This window comes from Pseudoalteromonas shioyasakiensis (assembly GCF_024518675.1).
GTDB classification, from domain to species: domain Bacteria; phylum Pseudomonadota; class Gammaproteobacteria; order Enterobacterales; family Alteromonadaceae; genus Pseudoalteromonas; species Pseudoalteromonas shioyasakiensis_B.
Genome location: NZ_JANIGL010000005.1, coordinates 236222 through 253885 on the forward strand (window position 1 = coordinate 236222; position 17664 = coordinate 253885).

Consider the following 17664-nt stretch of genomic DNA (forward strand, 5'->3'; position numbering starts at 1 on the left):
CCCCAGGATTTTGTACCTTTTACGTATTTATTTTTATCAGCGCTTATTTTTATTGATATAAAAAATTATCTCACTCAATTTTAAAGGTACGAAAATAAAGATACGAAATTTAAACCACTAATTTTAGATGTAGCTCACATAAAGCAAGTACGAATTATGATAATATTCTATCATAAATCTTTGGTTAAATAAGCGAAGCTAATCCTACCTAAAAGATATAAATATCACTTTATAAGATTGTAGTAAATACTCGGAGCACTCCATGAAACAAGTAGAAGTAAAAATTTTAAACCCAAAAGTAGGAAATGAGATTCCATTACCTACATATGCAACAGACGGTTCAGCTGGAGTTGATCTTCGTGCATGCATTGATGAGCCATTAACATTAGAACCAGGTCAAACAGAGTTAATCCCAACAGGTATTGCTATTCATATGAAGAGCAAAGATATGGCGGCAACAATTTTACCTCGTTCAGGTTTAGGCCATAAGCATGGTATTGTTCTAGGCAACCTAGTTGGCTTAATTGATTCAGACTATCAAGGACAATTATTCATTTCTTGCTGGAACCGTGGCAATGACACATTTACTATTGAACCAGCAGATAGAATTGCACAACTTATGTTTATTCCTGTTATCCAACCTGAATTTCAGCTGGTTGAAGAGTTTGATGAGAGTGAGCGTGGTGAAGGTGGTTTTGGCCATTCTGGTCGTAAATAAGTTTCAATACAGTTAGCAAGTTCTTACTGGGCTAGTTAATTTGAACAAGTTAATTTGAATAAGTCTTAACTTGAACTGCCAGATTTGATTTTTAGAGTTGAATCAAGTCTGGCAGTGAACAGCCGGCTTTTACCAGTTCCTGACGGCGACAACCCATGCATCAGGAGCCAATAGATAATAATGTGCTCAGATACCGGTAACTTTTATGAATCATATAGGGAGGGGTTTTGATTTATAAAGTGAAGATGTATAAATCAAATTAACCCTTTTGGGCAGGGTTGAGTCATTTAAATGCCCGCTTTGTAAAAATGTTCAAATCGTTGTAAATGATATCGACCATCTTTTGATAGCTTAAAATTGCCTGCCAGATGAAGTCCAAACTTACTCATCGAAACTGTAAGATCAGATATTAGCTACTACTACAGTTAAATATTCCTAATTACACTCTACTTATTATTTCAGGTAACGTTAAAATTTTGGGCCGTGTGTTTTCTCCTTTTCTCCACTGGCAATAAGGTTTAACATAATTTCGTTCTAGGTAATCTGTTGCATACTCACTAAAACCTAGCATTTTCTCCTTATATAGAACGAATTTAATTCCAGATGGAGCAACCCATTCAAACTTATCTTTGCTTTGAATAATATGATGCAGGCTCATTATTGTTTCAGATAATCTGACTGAGTCTACGTCCTTATGTGTACAATTAAAAAATATTCTATATCTAATGATTCTTTGATCTTCTGTATTAGGTAAACGTAATATTGCCCATGCGTCAGGGATTAAGAAATTTACTTCGCTGTCCTCAATTTTAAAATCAAATTTAAACCTGAAAAGGCGTGTTAAATCTATTTCATCTTTTTCTACTTGCTGAATACCTTCTAGGCCAAATTTATCTAATTGATACTTTAAAAATTTATAGCATTTAGCAATATTAATATTGTTGTTATGAAACTGCGCATTATCACGGTGAAGTTGCTCTGCTAGGCCGTCCAAGGCCGGTTCCCCAATTTTTATGTTAAGCAATATACGAAGAGCCCCTGAGCCTAACATATGCTTGAATTCTTTGAACATCTCTTTTTTTTCTTCATTCATGTATACCTCAGCCGTCTGATACCTAATGACATTAGCTATTAGTTTTTAATATAATATTGGCAACAAAACAGCACCAAAGTATTATTATAGCCTGGCACAGTTTTGTTGCCAAGAAGGTTATGCAATAGAGTTCATGCCATGATTAAGCATATAAACGATTCTCGTTATAAAGCATTGATAGACTGGCTAAAAGCTGCTCGTAAAGAGCAGGGATTAACTGTACGCGATCTAGGTGAATTATTGGGTGAGCCTCATCAGTTTGTGGTAAGAATTGAAACCTGTGAAAGAAAACTGAATGTATTTGAGTACGTACAATATTGCGAAGCTCTAAAGCTTGATACATCTGTTGGGCTAAGCAAGTTAAAAGAGTTAAGTTTTAACACAAACTTATCAAGCAACATGTAAAGGTGTAATACACCTTACTGTAATTATTAGTTTTAATACTCCATACTCCTTTGATAAACAAATTTATTAAAGCTCTAATAAAAGTGACATTAGCTTTGATCTACTATTTATAGATACAAATGAAACTACTTAATACATACGAAGACCGTGACGAAGCCGAAAAGGCAGAATCATTAATTACAGGTGAAAAACGACTAGCTAGTGAACGTGATGGTACTGAGACCATTTATAACCTGTTTGGTGAGGCTACCTGGGGTAACTTATATAAATTGAGTATGTTCAACCTACCTGAATTACAAAAACTTGTAGAACTGAAGAATAAAAATCTGCCTTATGATCAGTCTAGGTATAAAGAAATCATTTCAATGCTTAGATATGCAGCAAAGACCTTTGAGCTAAAAATACCTGACCATTGGTTGTAGAATTAACTAATTCATAAGCTTGCAAAATTTATAATATTTTTCTAGATATTCAGGAATAGCTGTTGCTCCATTTTCTTTCCAATATTCATTATTAGTTTTTAATGTATCGGTAAGTGCATCAAATAACTCATCCTTTCTTTTCGATAAATAATCAGTGCCAATTGGTGAATTTTTCTCTATATCTTTGCTTTGTAAGAAGCTCTGTAAATGTTGTCTAATATCAAACTTCTTAGTAATAGCATCACTATCTTGCTCTGTGCAATACAGGAGAAACTCTGATAACTCTACACCATGCTCTTTACACATGAACATTATTCCCTCAAAGTCTTCAACTGCGCAAAAGTGAACATTTTCAATGGGAATATGATCACCATACGTATGTGCAAGTTCTTGAAAGAAATCTTTGGCTATATACGCTTGTACCGATAAACCATTTGATAAATAGAAATCTTGATGGGTTACAACAATAACAAATCTATTTTGATATTCAGCAAGAGAAACTTCTTCACATTCCACTAGAATATTTGCACATTCAAAAGATTGCTCTATTCCCTTGGTAAAGCTCCTTTTCAACCTTTGCCGAATAATTTCGGCATCATCAGTAACCATTACTTTTTCTGGTGGCTCGATGGCTTTTGCATCAATAAATACGGTTGAACCATCCTTTTCAAGTAAGTAGTCAATTACTTTTCCATTCTTATCATTAGAATCGTATATTTTTTCTAATTCTTTTTCATTGCGATAAGGGTAACCTGACTCATCAAGTATAATCCCTACATATTCTTCAAAGTGCTTAGAAAAGTGCCTCCTGAAGTTTTCATGATCTTTTACTTTAAAAGTATTTAAAACGAACTCTGCCAAACCTTTGCAGGAAACAGAGTTGTGAAGAGATCCTAGCCTATTTTCAAACCTAAAAAATGGCACATCTAATAATTTAGGTAGTGCAAAATAACGCTCTGATGAAATATTAGCTGTAGCTATACTCCCCATGACTTGTGTCATTTTATTTGGGCCACCAGATATTAAGGTAATTACCCTAGCAATATATTCAACAGAGTATTTAGGGTAAAAATCCTTAATTAATTGCTCAAATTTAATAATGCCTTTTTGTTGTAAAGAAGCAAAACTTAGCCAAAGAGCAAATTGGAAAAAATCAAATAATTCAATTCCTGTAAATTTCTTGAAGGTCTTCTCAAAGTATGGAGTTTTCCCTTTGATGATTGTTAAGCTGTATAGGCGAATAATAGTAAACTGATGATACAAAGGGTTTAACTGACACCAAAGTTGGCCTAATAACATCCTTCTTAATGCCAAATTTAAACTAACCCCATCTTTAAAGTTTGAGGCGTCGTCTTGTAGCTTATACATGCGATTTAAAATGTCATAAACATCTTTGCTCGTTGCATCAACAGCATGAGGAAGCTCTTCAACTTGGTATAGCCACTCCATTAATAAAAAAGATAACCAAGGCATCTTTTGCGCTTCATGGTAGCTTTCAGTAACAGGCTTTGATAATCGTTTTATTTCCTCATTTATAATTGAATGCTTTGTGAATTTTCGAAGATTTTTTCTGATTACATCAGCTTTGGAAGAGAATGACATGTACCACCATTTCTATTAAGTCCATTTAAAAACATACAACTCAAAAAAGAATACTTTTAAGCCACCTCTTTGATAAGCTGAATCTAGTTATTTTTATTGCCTGTTAGAGTTTAAACAAACACTATCACATCATCGGCTTGGTGATGAGCTTCAAGACGATCATTTTGACTCAGATCATTCTCATCAAAATATAGCTCAAATGGGAACCAAACATTTTCATCGTTAATGGCGGTTAAGCTTCGACTTGTTATTTGTTCAGAATAAACACTTGCTTCTACTAACCAAGCTTTTATTGATGGGTTATTAACTTGAATAGGCTTTCTAAGTTGATATATACCTTGCTTAGGGTTAGCTAGTAATTCCAAGTTCATCAACGTTCTTACTACAAACTGCATACTTCTTTTGATGGTTGAAGTATCACCATAATTCTCGGTAATTCGCTGTTCAAGTTGAGAATATAAAAAAGAGTCATTTAACTTGGTTAAACGACCAATTTGTTCAACTACAGATTTAAAGAACGGGTACTTTGCAAGCATCATTCCCCAGTGAAAAACTAAGTTCAATTCACTATATTCCATCAGTAAATTAGCTGCACCTCGTTGAAAATCATTGGGGATATGTTTGGGTAATTTACTCCAAATACCGAAAAGTAAATTACGTGTTTTGTCTTTAGCTACTTGGCTTGTGAAATCAGGTGTAAGTAAAATATCAATTTTATCTTTTAGTTCTTTACCTTCAATGCCATTTGCCACCCAAGATGCTGTTTGAGCAAGCCAGTTCGACTCTAAGTGTCGATTAAAACCAATTGATACTTTCAAATCACTTCCCTTATTCTTATTATTTCTTTCTAAACAACATCAGCTCATATCCTTGCTGATGTACTTCAAACCATTGCTTATCAATGTATTCAGGCTCGATACTAAGCTCAAATGGAAACCAAATTGCATCATCAATAATATCTGATAGTGTCCTGCTCATTGCGTCTTCACTAAATAGTAAAGCGCATAATAGCCAGTTCATTAATTTATTAGGTACTGCCAAATTAATTTGATTTACTTGATAATTTCTGGCGTTACTTCTTTGTAAAACACCGAAATCAACCATAGTCTTCAACACTGAGCGTAGACCACGTTTAACTGTTTCAGTATCACCATATAACTCAACCATTCGCTTTTGCACTTGAGCATAAGTAAATGAATCGTTCAGCTTTGAATTTCGTCCAATAAATCGAGCTACATCAGCAAAGAATTTCTTTTTCGCAATTAATAAGCCCCAATGAATAACAAGGGGAATATCATGACTCTCTTTCACGTACTCTACCGCGAACTCAGAAAACTCATTGCTTACGTTGTCATTTTTATCAAACCACAACGATGTTAATTGATTTCGTGTTTTTCCCAAATTAACCTTGCAGTTAATCAACGGTGAAAGCATTGAATTAATTTTGTCGTGCAATTCTTGTTTGTTTAGCCCTTCGGCAACCCAAAGTGCCGTTTGATCTAACCAATGAGCCTCTATATGACGACTATAATTAACCCTTTTAGACATATCTATTACAACTTTCTTTTTATAACGGCTAACGGTACAACTACTTCATGTAAGCTGATACCACCATGCCCAACAATTTTTTTCCCTTCTTTTACAAACGCATGAGTTCCTTTACTTACTAATGGAAATCGTCCTTCAGGTAAGCCATATTTCTTGCCGGGCCATTTTAGCACTTTCCCATCTAAAAGGTCATTAGAACTAGTAGCAGCATTTTCTGAATCATAGATTCTAACTCGCTCACCTTTGGTTTCAGCCTTTACACCTTCTTTTAATGCCCCACAGCCAATAGCTTCTTGATTACCGTGATCAGCTGTAACAATCACTTCATAACCAGCATCAAGTAAGATATTGATTTTATCTGCAAATTCCCAAGTTTTTATCCAGTCGGTCACAACAGCATTTAGCCCAGACATCCCAGCCTTCATGCCATGCATTTGCTCATCAACAAAATTAATTACTAAACCAGCGGCCTTTATATGGCGGTTAGATATCAAGTCATTAAACGATTCATTAGTAGCTCTATCTTCAACTTTTTTTGCGTACAAGACTTCTTTGCTAGTTAAACCATGGTCTTCCCAATATGCTTGCCACAGCTTACCTTCTTTTGATGTTGTCAAAAGCGAATCAGCATAAAAATAAGGTTTTTTACCCGAAAACATCGACTGCCGAGAAATTGAAGTAATAGTGGGGACCCAAGCAAAACTATAATGTTCTTCCATGGTTACTCTTGAACATGAGTTCAAAGACTCTCTAAACAATGCCCATTGCTGAAAGCCCATTCCATCCATAACAAGCAAGCAAACTTTTTGTTCACCCTGTACCTTACGATTTAACCAGTCAGGGATTTTATGTAACATATTAGGGTGACGAATCGAAGGTAACGAAATCAAACTACCGAACTTATCTAGTAACCACTGCTCAAACGTATTATCTACTTTATCGTTTAGGCGCTTTAATGATGTAACATCTGAAGGGAGTAACTTTTCTATTTTGTGGCTTAACGCATTCAACATGCCAAGCTCAAATGCATGCTCTCCCCAAAAGTCCGCGTTTTGCTCATTAACCTCTACATTTGAAAACACTTTATTTAAACGAGAGAGCAAATGAGAAAAACGCTTTAATTCAGAGAAACCTTCATCACTAGCAACACCTATAGATGCCCAGTGTTCTTGTGGTATCCCTTTTATATCTATAGGTTTTAGCAAGCCATCACTGAATAAATTATCCACATAAACTTGAATATCCTGATCTTCAAAAGGCACGATTAGTTTGCCTTGAGGCCATGAAGGCTCTTTAATTTCTTGCGCAGGTACTAGTGTTTGAAGGTATAGCCCCCATTGAGCTTGCAGAAACTCAAAAAACTCAGCCTTATTTGGCAATAACCTATCAAAATCCCAACCGTTGAAAGCGCTATTTAGCTCTAATAAAGCAATTAACCTTTGCTCAATTACTTCTGGCATGTCACCACTAAGGTAATGCTTTTGAATGAGTAATCGAACTAAATCTACTTCAGATTGTATTATCTCAGGGGCAATCTTATAGATATGCCTTAATAAAAAATCTAAACTAGCAATTCTTCCCAGCTTGCCTGGTCGATAGTTTGAAATAGCTTCCTTAATTGGCTGGAAGTAAATAGGAGAAAGGCTTCGAAGTGTTTCGCTCTCTAGCTCTGGTATTATTTCATTGATATGAAAATTTACGCTTTGTGCGTTTAACAAGATATCAAAAGGAATATAATTTTCATCAATTTCAGCACATCTAATGATTAATGCCTTGCTGTTTTGATCTTCAAGCCAATTCTCATATACCAACCTTAACGACACAGGATCGCTATCATCTATAAGCTCTATTTTTGATTCTTCAAACTGTGAGTCAATAAATGGTTCAAAACAAAGGTTTTCAGGATCTGAAATAATAAAACACTGTTTTGCGGTGAAATCTAATTTACTGAGTAGTTCACTTTGCCAAGCCATAAATTACCCCTTTATCTCAAAAACAATATGAAGTGATAACTCAGGGTATACTTGCTGTTTTTCTTTTATTTGCTGTGCCCAAGTAAGTTGTTCATCTGCTAATTGACGTAAACGATAATTTTTTACTTCAGGCAATCCTATTCTCTCTATTGCTCGTTTTCGAGCAGCGAAAGAATATTCTCCTTTATCAATTTTCTCTGACAAATCAGCTTTATAATTAATTAGCATATCTTCAAAAACTAATTTTCCTTGTTCTTCTGCAATAGCTCGCAGCATTTGGTAAATATCAGAGCTTTTCACACTACTGGGGCCTGTAATCACTTCTACCGTATCAGAGCATAACGCATCCCAAATCCGGTTTGAGGCGGGAGCAAAAAAGCTACCATCAGGTTTAACGTAAATAGGTAAGTATTTAACTTGTCTCTCATCGCTCCCGGCAAAACGAACACTCCACAAAGACCAGTAGCCAGAAGCACCTGTTGGTAATGTTGCTACTTTTACAACAGGTATCGATTGCACATCACTCCAAATAGGTAAATGGGTACACAACCCTCTAACTTTAGGGTTCTCCAAAGTAATGTGTTTTAGTCTAAGATCTTGCTGAGCGTCTTTACCAACAAAAGTTATATCATTCCATAAAGCACCATCTGGCCAAGTAATATCTAAACCTCCTGTTAAGGATTTATCAAACTTAGCCTTAATGCCTTGTTGATTTTGCCATAGAAGATATTGCTCAACCATTGCAGAAACCCAATGAGGTAAAGGGTGATTAGCTGTTTTTTGATATGTTTCAGCAAGTAATTGCTCACCATCAGAAAACAAATTATCTTGTGATTTTTTATCCTTTCCTGCGTTTTGTATTGTTTGTAGTGCTTTGGCTAGCTCTTGGTCCATTACCTCAGGGTTAGTTAATGCTTCCATGAACAACTCATCAAATAGGTGATTAGCTTCAGCAGAGTCGAGTACATCACTGGTTTTATCGACACCAAATTCTTCTAAAATAACTTGCAGTTTAGTTTCAAGTACATCACGTACCCTATGCTCAACAGTATCTTCTAATACAAGGTTTAGCGCTCTAACCACATGAGGCTGACCGATACGATCAACACGTCCTATCCTTTGTTCCATGCGCATCGGGTTCCAAGGCATGTCATAGTTAACAATCACATGACAAAACTGGAGGTTTAAACCTTCACCACCTGCATCGGTCGAAATAAGGATGCGAGTATCACCCGCAAAAGACGCTTGTACTTTCTTACGCTCACCAAGGTCCATTGAACCATTTAAGCAAACAACACTAATACCGCGATCAGTAAAAAACTTATCTAACATTGCTTGAGTCGGCACAAACTCGGTGAACACTAGCATTTTTAAATCAGGCGATTGTTCTTCTTGTTGCAATTTATAAAGCCAATCTAACAGTACTTCGGCTTTAGCATCACTTTCATTTGCGACACATTTCTCTGCTAATTTCAAAAGGTGTGCAACTTCAGCTTTTTCGTTCTCTAAAGCTTGTTTACTTTCAACAATCAGCTCATCTAACTGTGATTGCCCATCTAGCTCTGCCCAGTCATCCGCGAAAGACAGTGGTAACTCTTCTTCCACTACCATGGTATCCAAAGCGATTAAGCGTCTTGATAATGTTTTGGCTATTGCGGCACTACTAGAACTAACCAGTCGCTGCATTAAAATCATTAAAAAGCCAATGGCATTTTGTTTTTTGGCTTTGGCTTGGTTGTAACCTTCTTTAATGTATTCGGTTACTTCTTCGTAAAGGTGGCGTTGAATAGAGTGTTTCTGTTGCCATGCAACAGGAACTAATTCTGTTTTTCTAGGTTTGAATAATGGCTTGCCTTCACCATCAATAGATATACGTTTTTCTGTACGTACAACATATGGCTGTACTCGCTCTTTAGTCACACTACCAATATCAGGAAACACTTCAGGGTCAAGTAAGGCCATTAAGCGATGAAAAGCATCGCTTTTTCCTTGATGAGGTGTGGCCGACAGTAGCAATAAATAAGGTGCAGCTTCTGCTAACCCTTGCCCTAATTTATATCGAGCGACTAACTCAGTGCTGCCACCTAAACGATGGGCTTCATCAATAACAATTAAATCCCAACCTGCTGCGAGCAAATCATCAAATCGATGTTTGTTATATTCATGAACTTGCTTTAAAGACCACCCTTTGCGGCTTTCAATCGGCTTAATACTATCAACGGGGCATACAACTTGATCATGGCGCAACCAAACATTGTCATGATCATCAACAGGCTTTTGTTCACCAGGTAAAAGTAAGTGAAAACACTCATTAAAATGGGTACTCATTTCACTTACCCACTGGCTAACTAAACCTTTAGGGGCACACACTAATATGCGTTTTGCCATGCCTCTGAGCTTTAGCTCTCGCATTACTAAGCCTGCTTCTATAGTTTTACCTAAACCAACTTCATCTGCGAACAAGTATCGTACCTGCTTACGAGCCATCGCTTTATTGAGTGCTTTTAATTGATGAGGCAGGGGAATAACATTGGATTCAATTGGGGCCAGCAATACATCTTCTTGCTGTGCGTTCGCTATTTTTGCAGCCACAGCAACATATGAAATAAAGTGTTTACTTGGCTCTTGCTGCTCATTAGCATGAACCAAATCATCAGCAACAACTTTCACAACAGAGTCTTGTTGCTGCAACCAAACACGGTAAAAACTCTGGCCCCATAAGCCAGAGTTTTCTATAACCTTAACATGCTGCTGATGGGCCTTGCTCCAAGCCCATTCTCCGACATCAAACATCCTTATTTCCTTTTAGCCTTAATCCCAATCGTCATCATCGTTAGATGTTAGCGTTAATGCGTTATCGTAGAACATCAACAGTTTTTCATCTTCTTGTAATACAGCAGGTGGAATTTTTGCAGATATATCTAAAATCGTCTGTAGTTCTTGGTTTTCCCAACAAGCATTAAAACCAGCTCGTAACGCTTCAGCACGAGGCTGTTTAATCTTCTTCTTTTCTTCTTTATAAGCATCAAACTCACGCAGCAATGCACGAAGTCTAAGCTTTTCAATATCACCAGCTTTACTTGGATCTGGCACATACCAACGATCTTTTGCCTTTGCGACAAGTGCAGGATCGTCTTTGGCTAATCCACGCATATCTTTAAAGTTGGTAGAAAGGTAAGTATGAATCTGATTTGGCACATCTTCATTACCATCATATTTAATGAAGTTTTGCTCAAGTAAAGTCATTAGCTCCAATTGAAGTTCATTTTTTTTCCATCCTGAAATTTCACTCAAAAATAATGGGCTTATATCTGAATATATTTTGGGTTTATTCTTCAACTCTCCTCTCAACCACTCTATTGCAGAAGCTTCGTCATTAATGAATATCGATAATTGCTTATTAATTGGTGATGATATTCTCTTATGATCATATTTAGACACCTGTTCTAAAGTAAAAAACATACCATCTCTTTCTGCAAAATGCTGTTTTAGACCACTCTGGAATTCCTGACTAGAAATAGGAACTGTCTTTCCGTTTCTTACGTAATACGCGATTATCTGGTCAAACAATATTCTAGGATCACGTTCTGGAATTATTGATAAGCAATTCCCCTCCCTCTTAATTATTGGTAAGTGATTAAGATGTGTTTTTATAAAATCCCATACACTATTTTCATCATCATTTGTGATTGAACGTTCAACTGATTCAGAAGGCTTGTACGCTGTGATTACTAGATCTTGTTTTACTGCTGTAGGAGAAGTATAAGCTTTGAAACTACCTTGCTTTTTATCCAAGGCAGACACATTTGCAACAACAAACCCTGATTCAGTTAATGCCGTTTGAATGTTATTCCAAACAGATGCTTTAGTATTTGAAAACTCGACTGTCATCCATCGGTTAGGCTTTAATACTCTATAGGCCTCTCTAAATGCCGAAGTCATTAGCACACGATAATCGGAAATATTTTTACCCTGAACAGTGTTTTCTATCGCTTCTTTTTCTATGCTTGTTGTTACACCTAACCAAGGTTCCCATAGGGTATTCAATTCGGAATAATTTATGTTCGAACCAAAAGGTGGATCAATAAACAAATAATCAATCGAATTATCTTTAGTAGCTGACTTGTTTGTAGTACTTTTTGTTTCTATTACATAGTTTAATTTACTAGCATTAAAATCAAACTTTAATGATCTAATTCTAGATTTTAAACTATGAAAAACAGACACTTCTGGATTAGTGCTTGAGACATATAATGTGCCTTTAGTACCAGCATTTATATAACCACCACCTCCATTAAAGTAATATGAAAATGCAATACTTGCCATTTTTGATAAGGCACGCTGACTCGCTGTAAACAAGAAAGGAAAACGAGGTCCAGCATTTTTTAATCTGTCCCAAAAAACAGACATAATAAGTAAATTTCTTTTTGTGTAAAAGTGATGAGCGTGAGTAAAACCATGAGATCTTTTAGGCTGTCGAGTATTGTACCCATCAGTTAACAAAGAAACTGGTACGGGAAAAGGTAAAGTGGTTTGTTCTATTCGTTTTAATAACTTTAAATCCTTATCATCAGGTACTTTACTGAATTTCCCTTTTTCACCATCAACAGTGTAATTTATAACGACAGGAACTTGCTTAGCTTTCTTTATTGATTCATTAAGTACTGTATCAAAAATAGTATCCCAAGCTCTTTCCATATTTTTTTTCGTTAACTGAACTTTGCAATGCGGGCAGTCGAAAGAATCTAAAACTTTTCCAAGATTACTATCAATAGCTTCATCCCAAAATACTACTTCATTAGAGCATTGGAAACATACAAATACATCTGACCAAATTGTATTAATAACATTTCCAACTTTCCCATCGATATGTGATGTTTCGTATAGCCAGCTATATTCAGTTTCTATATCATTAATTATTTTTAAAGCTTCAGACTCAAAAGCAGGTAAATCAATGGGAGCATTATAATTATTAGAAATAAATGTAGCTGCTGGAGAAAGATCATTAAGGATAACTTTCCTAGCCCCAATTTTGCTGAATGCTACCCATTCAATAGAACCTTCATCTGCACTTTCTTTTTGTAGAATAGTACCGTCATCTTTGACCTTTAATCCAAGCGATAATATTGCATCTCGATCACCACACATCTGTGCCGCAACGCCAGTCATCCCTGTACCACAAAAACCATCAAAAACAATATCTCCTGGTTTTGTATAATGAAGGATATAGCGCATTATTGCTTTATGCGGCACTTTCGTATGATAAGAATGTGCGTTGTATATAGGATCATTTTTTCCCTCACTAACATCAGCAGCAAATGGTTCCCTGTGATAGCTTTCTTCAGAGCTATCTTTTTGTGATTCCCAATATTCAACAAAGTCATTTAACCATGGATTAGGACAAGCCGTGTAGTATGGAGCATCTGATAATTCAAGGATCGCTTCATCTGTGCCTATTGGAAAGCCCTCTATTTTTCTAAACTCAGGCTCTTTTAGTTTTTCACGTAAAATTTCAGTAAAGTGTGCTCTACGTGCTTCTTCATTTTCGAAAGTTTGCCCTAAACATTCTACAGGGCCTTTTGGTGATTCGACTTTTGTATCATCTAATAATGAGTCTTGTTGCATATATTCTCTCTTAGAAGGCCGTTATTAATTAACTGCCTTCTCATAAATTATTAATAAGGCTTATTCAATAACGATACGAACTTTATCGCTGTCTTGGCCTTTACAACGCTCAGCAATGAGTTGCTCAAAACGCTTACGTACATCATCAATACTCTGTGGGGTGCCTTTACCAAGGCTAACAACCAATTCTTGTGATGTTATTGCTACAGCAACTAGGCCATCCAGTACTTTATTAACTTCTTCAACGAATTCTTTTGTTAATGGCTCAGGTAAACACCCTGAATTGATAAACTCAGTAACTTCGGCTTTTTGTTCTGATTTCATTAAATCTAATTGGATAAATGGGTCAGCTAAGTTTGTTTGAAGTGTAGAAGTCCACTCCGTTAACAAGGCATCTAACTGATCATCTAATCTGTTCAAGCGATTACTGGCTGGAGCAAGGTCTTTCTCTGTTCTAGGGTTGAATGACACAGGATTTGGATTGACAGCTAACATCTTACTATCAATAGCAGTTGCAGGCTGTAAACTAGCCCAATCTTCACGCCAGTCTTTAACTTGATTACCTGGTAATAATGCGATGCCACTTAATAAGCTTAATGTGGTTAACCTGTCATCATTCATTAATGCTGCTTTAGTTTTATCTTCAGCTAGCGTTAAATGGGCACGTTGGTATAAAGCAACAAAACGAGTGATATAAGATTGCTTTGCATCATTTAATTGTTTAAGTGTTTTCTGCTTAAATTCTGATGATTGCCTTACGTCTTTATCAGCTAAGCCTTGACGTAATTGATGTTGGGCACTCTTAACCGTTTCTTGCCAGTCGTCATTTTCAGCTAATACTAACTGCGCTTTACTTAGGTAGTTGGTAATTTCGGAAAACTCTTTTACTGTCAGCTCTAACTGCTTATAGTCATTCCAAGCGATTAAATTTTCTTTTTGTAATGCAATATCTTCAGGTGTTGCTTTTAGGTTTTTGAGCTTGCCTGGCGTATTAAAGCGCTGCATTTCTTCTAAAAACGTTTTGGCTGATGTTAGCTTTTCAGTCAGCAATTCCGCTTCATTTTCTTCAAGTACATGCTGGCCCCATAAAAGCAGTCTTTCTTTTACTGCTTGGCTATCAGTAACAAGCGACTTAACTTTCTGCTCAATTTTGTCGCCCATTTCACGAACGATGCCATCGTCACCTTGTTGAATGCTAATGGCTAAGCCTTCATTCATATCAAGCAGCTCTAATAATGCTTTAATAGCTGAAGTATTGAAGTCTTTTGGTGCTTGTATATGTTTGAAGTTAACTAGGTCGTTAAAATCTAAAGATTTAAGTAAATCCGTATTACTTGCCGTAATGTTATTACCTACTACAGAAAGCTCTAACTCACCTGAATAAACCAAGCTTGCTAAGATAACCAGTAGCCATTCAGGTTCTAGACGATATGTATCGGGCTTAAAATAAAGGTTGGCATTAACTTTTTCTAGCAACTCGCCATTGTTAACTACTTGGCCATGACCTTTGGCTTTTAGCACATCTAAAACTGTTGCAGAGAAGCGAGACTTAGTTGCTTGTAGTTTGTCTCCATCAAGCAGCTCTAGCGCATCCATTACAGCCGTAGCACGCTTGGTTCTAGCACCACTAGATAAGCTAATTAGTACATCGTTTGCTGCACCTTGCATATTATCACCAGTGATCCACTGACTAAACTTAGGGTATTCTGGTGCAAGCGATTGGAAGTAACCTTCAAAAACATAACTCGCGACAGCTTCAAAAATATCTTTTACATTGCTATGCTCATTGGCTGATATGCCGGTGATATCGCGAACTGATGTTCCCTTGAGCCAATCCATAATAGGCTTTGATTGACCGTTGTATTTTACTTCAAAAGCATCTGCAATATGATTTCTTATCCATTTCTGCATATCTCTTAGATAATCATCAGCTTTCAGCTTATAGGTATTTTTGGCACTACCTGTAGCTAAGCCTCTTAATTCAACAGATGCAGCATAGTATTTAAGATAACGATCAAACGTTTCATCTCTATTCTTTAATACAAAGAGCACTTCGTCTTCACGGATATGTTCTTTTTTCTGCTTTGGCGCATCTTCAGGCTGAATAAAGTACATGTAATAATCGCGTTGAGGTTTAGCCGTTTCACGCTCATTTGGCGAGCCTAAAAATAACCAACCTTGGCGATTTACATTTCTATCGATCCATTTCAGTTCATGTTGCCACATGGTGTGTACTTGCTGCGTATCGGTTTGTTCAAGGATTTCAAGCATTGCCGCACGATATGCACCGTTGATATTATCGTTAGCTAATTGCTCTGCTTTTGTTTCAATGATGGCATCAAAATCTTCAGTCTTTTTAAGATCGATATAAAACTGGTCGTTGGCTTTATTTTTTGAGAAAAACTGGCCATTGACTGTTTTTCTTATTTTCTTTAAAACAGTAACAATATGATTTTCTAAGTTTTTACTTTTTTCACCTGGTAAAACATCAACCGTTGGAATAAATAAACAGAGAGAATCTCTAAGCTCTGCTGCTGTAGCGCCCATTTCGTTATATATATCACCAACAGCCATTCTGTGAATAGCTAAGCCAGCAACTAGTCGTTTGGCAAAGTCTTTTTCACCTGGCGTTGGGTAAGCTTGTTCTATACGTTCAACTAAGGTTTTACCTGTTTCAATTACTTGGCCAACTTCTGGGTTACTTTTCATAGTTGAATCAGCATTTAATTCATGCCAATAGGTATCGTATGAAAATATGCCTGGCACATCATCTGGCACATCATCAGATTTTAGCGTTTCCATGTGATTTGATAAGCTACGTAAAACTTGACGTTGCTCTAACCCTGCAATTCGAACACGCTCAAAAGTATTAATATAATCAGGGTGTACTGGGAACATTTGAACATACTCATCTAAGCGTTCATTCATTTTTTCGTAGTAAGGCGTGAATTTTTGTAGGTACTCTCTGATCCATTCTTTTTGTTGAGCGCTTTTCTTTAGTAACCTTTCAGCAACCACAAATTTAATATCTTCTCTAACAATGATAACTTGAACAGCTCGATCACTGATTCGTTTAACCTCATTAGATATGAAGCTTAATTTTGGATCAGCAAAGATAGCTTCCTGCACACCAGCGACAAATCTAAATCGTGTTCCTTCGATAACCTCACCGATCACTCTTAAGATAGCCATATCTAATGGAAGTTGCTGTTGGTTTCTAGAGTTGTAGTAATCTAGTATTTCATCACAAATAAGTAATAATCCATGATCAGGGTACTTTTCGTGAAATGTAACCATCATTTCTTCTATATAAGGTTTATGTGTGGTTTTAATGTCCTCCATTGGGGGGAATTGATATGTGACACCTAGCTTTTCGAGACCATCTGTTAGATTATCTGTAATGATATCTGTTAAATCCCTTTTTGTTGCACCAATTTCAAAGCGAATTACTTTAAATTTTCCTGCAATTTTTTTAGCGCTCTCTTTGACTTCATCATTTGTAATTTTGTCTATTAAATCAGGGTATTCAGCTATTGCTGATATGACAGACATCAAATGTGATTTACCAGAGCCATAATTACCAACAATCCATAATGCCTTTTGATCGGTGAATTCTTCATACTGAAGATGCTTAATGATGATATCGTTTAATTTAGATTTCATTTTCTCTGAAATAACATATGACGATATCAATTTTTCCGCTTTGTTATGATCAGCGGAATCTTCCAATTCGATAGTCGTGGTAACTGGTTCAAATTGGATTAATTCATTGTACTTCTTCATTATTTAACTCCCTGTTCGCAAGTAGTGATTACTTGCACATCTTGAAATTCATTTAATTTATAACTTTTGTAATCTGGTAAGCCTGGTTTTGCATAGCTCAATGACATGCTGTCTAAACTACCAGGCCAAATGACAATAATAGGTTTCTTTTTCGCTGCATATTGCAGCAGCTTTAATGGGTCTGCTTGTAAGCTTTCTTCAAACAGCAAATTTATTCTTGAAAAGTAGCAAATATCTTCAGCTTCTTTAACTAAGTCAGAGACTAAACTATGTAGACATTGTTCTCTATCTTTTAACGATAAGACTACTAATTTTTCTGACAACAGCTTAGATAGATTTTTAAACTGAGTATCAACGTGCGTTACAATAAATTCGTCAATTTCCGTTGGGCTCAGCACCAATAAAATGAGATTACTCGATTGAAAAGAGCCAGATTTAATCGCTTGATCAATGTCAGTTTTAATATTTTCAATTTTAGTGTTAGATATTTTCATA

The 17664-nt window shown here is 36.2% G+C and carries 12 protein-coding genes; 3 read left to right on the plus strand and 9 right to left on the minus strand.

Features of this window, described 5'->3' with window-relative positions; all coding sequences use genetic code 11:
- Positions 1 to 262: 262 nt before the first annotated feature.
- Positions 263 to 718 carry a dUTP diphosphatase gene (dut, locus tag NQT69_RS15080; protein ID WP_130256122.1) on the plus strand — a complete coding sequence of 152 codons (456 nt, stop codon included), beginning with the start codon at positions 263 to 265 and terminating at the stop codon, positions 716 to 718.
- 439 nt (positions 719 to 1157) lie between these two features.
- Here dut and NQT69_RS15085 read toward each other — a convergent pair whose 3' ends face one another.
- Positions 1158 to 1811, minus strand: coding sequence for a hypothetical protein (locus tag NQT69_RS15085; RefSeq protein ID WP_256828513.1), 654 nt, complete (start codon positions 1809 to 1811; stop codon positions 1158 to 1160).
- Between the two features lie 138 nt (positions 1812 to 1949).
- Between NQT69_RS15085 and NQT69_RS15090 the strand changes: the two genes are divergently transcribed.
- Positions 1950 to 2216 (plus strand): helix-turn-helix domain-containing protein, encoded by a 267-nt coding sequence (locus tag NQT69_RS15090; protein ID WP_256828514.1) that lies wholly within the window; start codon positions 1950 to 1952, stop codon positions 2214 to 2216.
- 119 nt (positions 2217 to 2335) lie between these two features.
- Positions 2336 to 2638, plus strand: coding sequence for a hypothetical protein (locus NQT69_RS15095; protein WP_256828515.1), 303 nt, complete (start codon positions 2336 to 2338; stop codon positions 2636 to 2638).
- A 6-nt stretch (positions 2639 to 2644) separates the two neighbouring features.
- Here the strand turns inward: NQT69_RS15095 and gapS1 are convergent, their stop codons facing one another.
- The 8 genes from gapS1 to brxF form a co-directional block, all read right to left on the minus strand.
- Positions 2645 to 4240: a GapS1 family protein gene (gene gapS1 / locus NQT69_RS15100; RefSeq protein ID WP_256828516.1), complete on the minus strand. Its 1596-nt coding sequence runs from the start codon at positions 4238 to 4240 to the stop codon at positions 2645 to 2647.
- A 110-nt stretch (positions 4241 to 4350) separates the two neighbouring features.
- Positions 4351 to 5058, minus strand: a complete 708-nt coding sequence (locus NQT69_RS15105) for a hypothetical protein (protein WP_256828517.1) — start codon at positions 5056 to 5058, stop codon at positions 4351 to 4353.
- Between the two features lie 19 nt (positions 5059 to 5077).
- Entirely contained in the window at positions 5078 to 5788 is a 711-nt protein-coding gene (locus NQT69_RS15110) for a hypothetical protein (RefSeq protein WP_256828518.1), read from the minus strand.
- 5 nt (positions 5789 to 5793) lie between these two features.
- The gene (pglZ, locus tag NQT69_RS15115) at positions 5794 to 7761 is read right to left on the minus strand and encodes a BREX-3 system phosphatase PglZ (protein WP_256828519.1); all 1968 of its coding nucleotides are present in this window, start codon (positions 7759 to 7761) and stop codon (positions 5794 to 5796) included.
- Between the two features lie 3 nt (positions 7762 to 7764).
- Complete coding sequence (locus NQT69_RS15120) at positions 7765 to 10554, minus strand: DEAD/DEAH box helicase (RefSeq protein ID WP_256828520.1); 2790 nt, start codon at positions 10552 to 10554, stop codon at positions 7765 to 7767.
- Positions 10555 to 10572: 18 nt separating this feature from the next.
- Positions 10573 to 13386 (minus strand): DNA methyltransferase, encoded by a 2814-nt coding sequence (locus NQT69_RS15125; protein ID WP_256828521.1) that lies wholly within the window; start codon positions 13384 to 13386, stop codon positions 10573 to 10575.
- A gap of 60 nt (positions 13387 to 13446) precedes the next feature.
- Positions 13447 to 17169, minus strand: coding sequence for a DUF6079 family protein (locus NQT69_RS15130; protein WP_256828522.1), 3723 nt, complete (start codon positions 17167 to 17169; stop codon positions 13447 to 13449).
- On the minus strand, positions 17169 to 17663 hold the full coding sequence (gene brxF / locus NQT69_RS15135) for a BREX-3 system P-loop-containing protein BrxF (RefSeq protein WP_256828523.1): 495 nt from the start codon (positions 17661 to 17663) through the stop codon (positions 17169 to 17171). Before brxF ends, NQT69_RS15130 begins: the two co-directional genes overlap by 1 nt.
- Position 17664: the final 1 nt, after the last annotated feature.

What these genes read in the sequence shown, in the direction of transcription:
- dut (WP_130256122.1), top strand. Translation starts at nt 263, where the DNA reads ATGAAACAAGTAGAAGTAAAAATTTTAAACCCAAAAGTAGGAAATGAG.
- NQT69_RS15085 (WP_256828513.1), bottom strand. Translation starts at nt 1,811, where the DNA reads ATGAATGAAGAAAAAAAAGAGATGTTCAAAGAATTCAAGCATATGTTA.
- NQT69_RS15090 (WP_256828514.1), top strand. Translation starts at nt 1,950, where the DNA reads ATGATTAAGCATATAAACGATTCTCGTTATAAAGCATTGATAGACTGG.
- NQT69_RS15095 (WP_256828515.1), top strand. Translation starts at nt 2,336, where the DNA reads ATGAAACTACTTAATACATACGAAGACCGTGACGAAGCCGAAAAGGCA.
- gapS1 (WP_256828516.1), bottom strand. Translation starts at nt 4,240, where the DNA reads ATGTCATTCTCTTCCAAAGCTGATGTAATCAGAAAAAATCTTCGAAAA.
- NQT69_RS15110 (WP_256828518.1), bottom strand. Translation starts at nt 5,788, where the DNA reads ATGTCTAAAAGGGTTAATTATAGTCGTCATATAGAGGCTCATTGGTTA.
- pglZ (WP_256828519.1), bottom strand. Translation starts at nt 7,761, where the DNA reads ATGGCTTGGCAAAGTGAACTACTCAGTAAATTAGATTTCACCGCAAAA.
- NQT69_RS15120 (WP_256828520.1), bottom strand. Translation starts at nt 10,554, where the DNA reads ATGTTTGATGTCGGAGAATGGGCTTGGAGCAAGGCCCATCAGCAGCAT.
- NQT69_RS15125 (WP_256828521.1), bottom strand. Translation starts at nt 13,386, where the DNA reads ATGCAACAAGACTCATTATTAGATGATACAAAAGTCGAATCACCAAAA.
- NQT69_RS15130 (WP_256828522.1), bottom strand. Translation starts at nt 17,169, where the DNA reads ATGAAGAAGTACAATGAATTAATCCAATTTGAACCAGTTACCACGACT.
- brxF (WP_256828523.1), bottom strand. Translation starts at nt 17,663, where the DNA reads ATGAAAATATCTAACACTAAAATTGAAAATATTAAAACTGACATTGAT.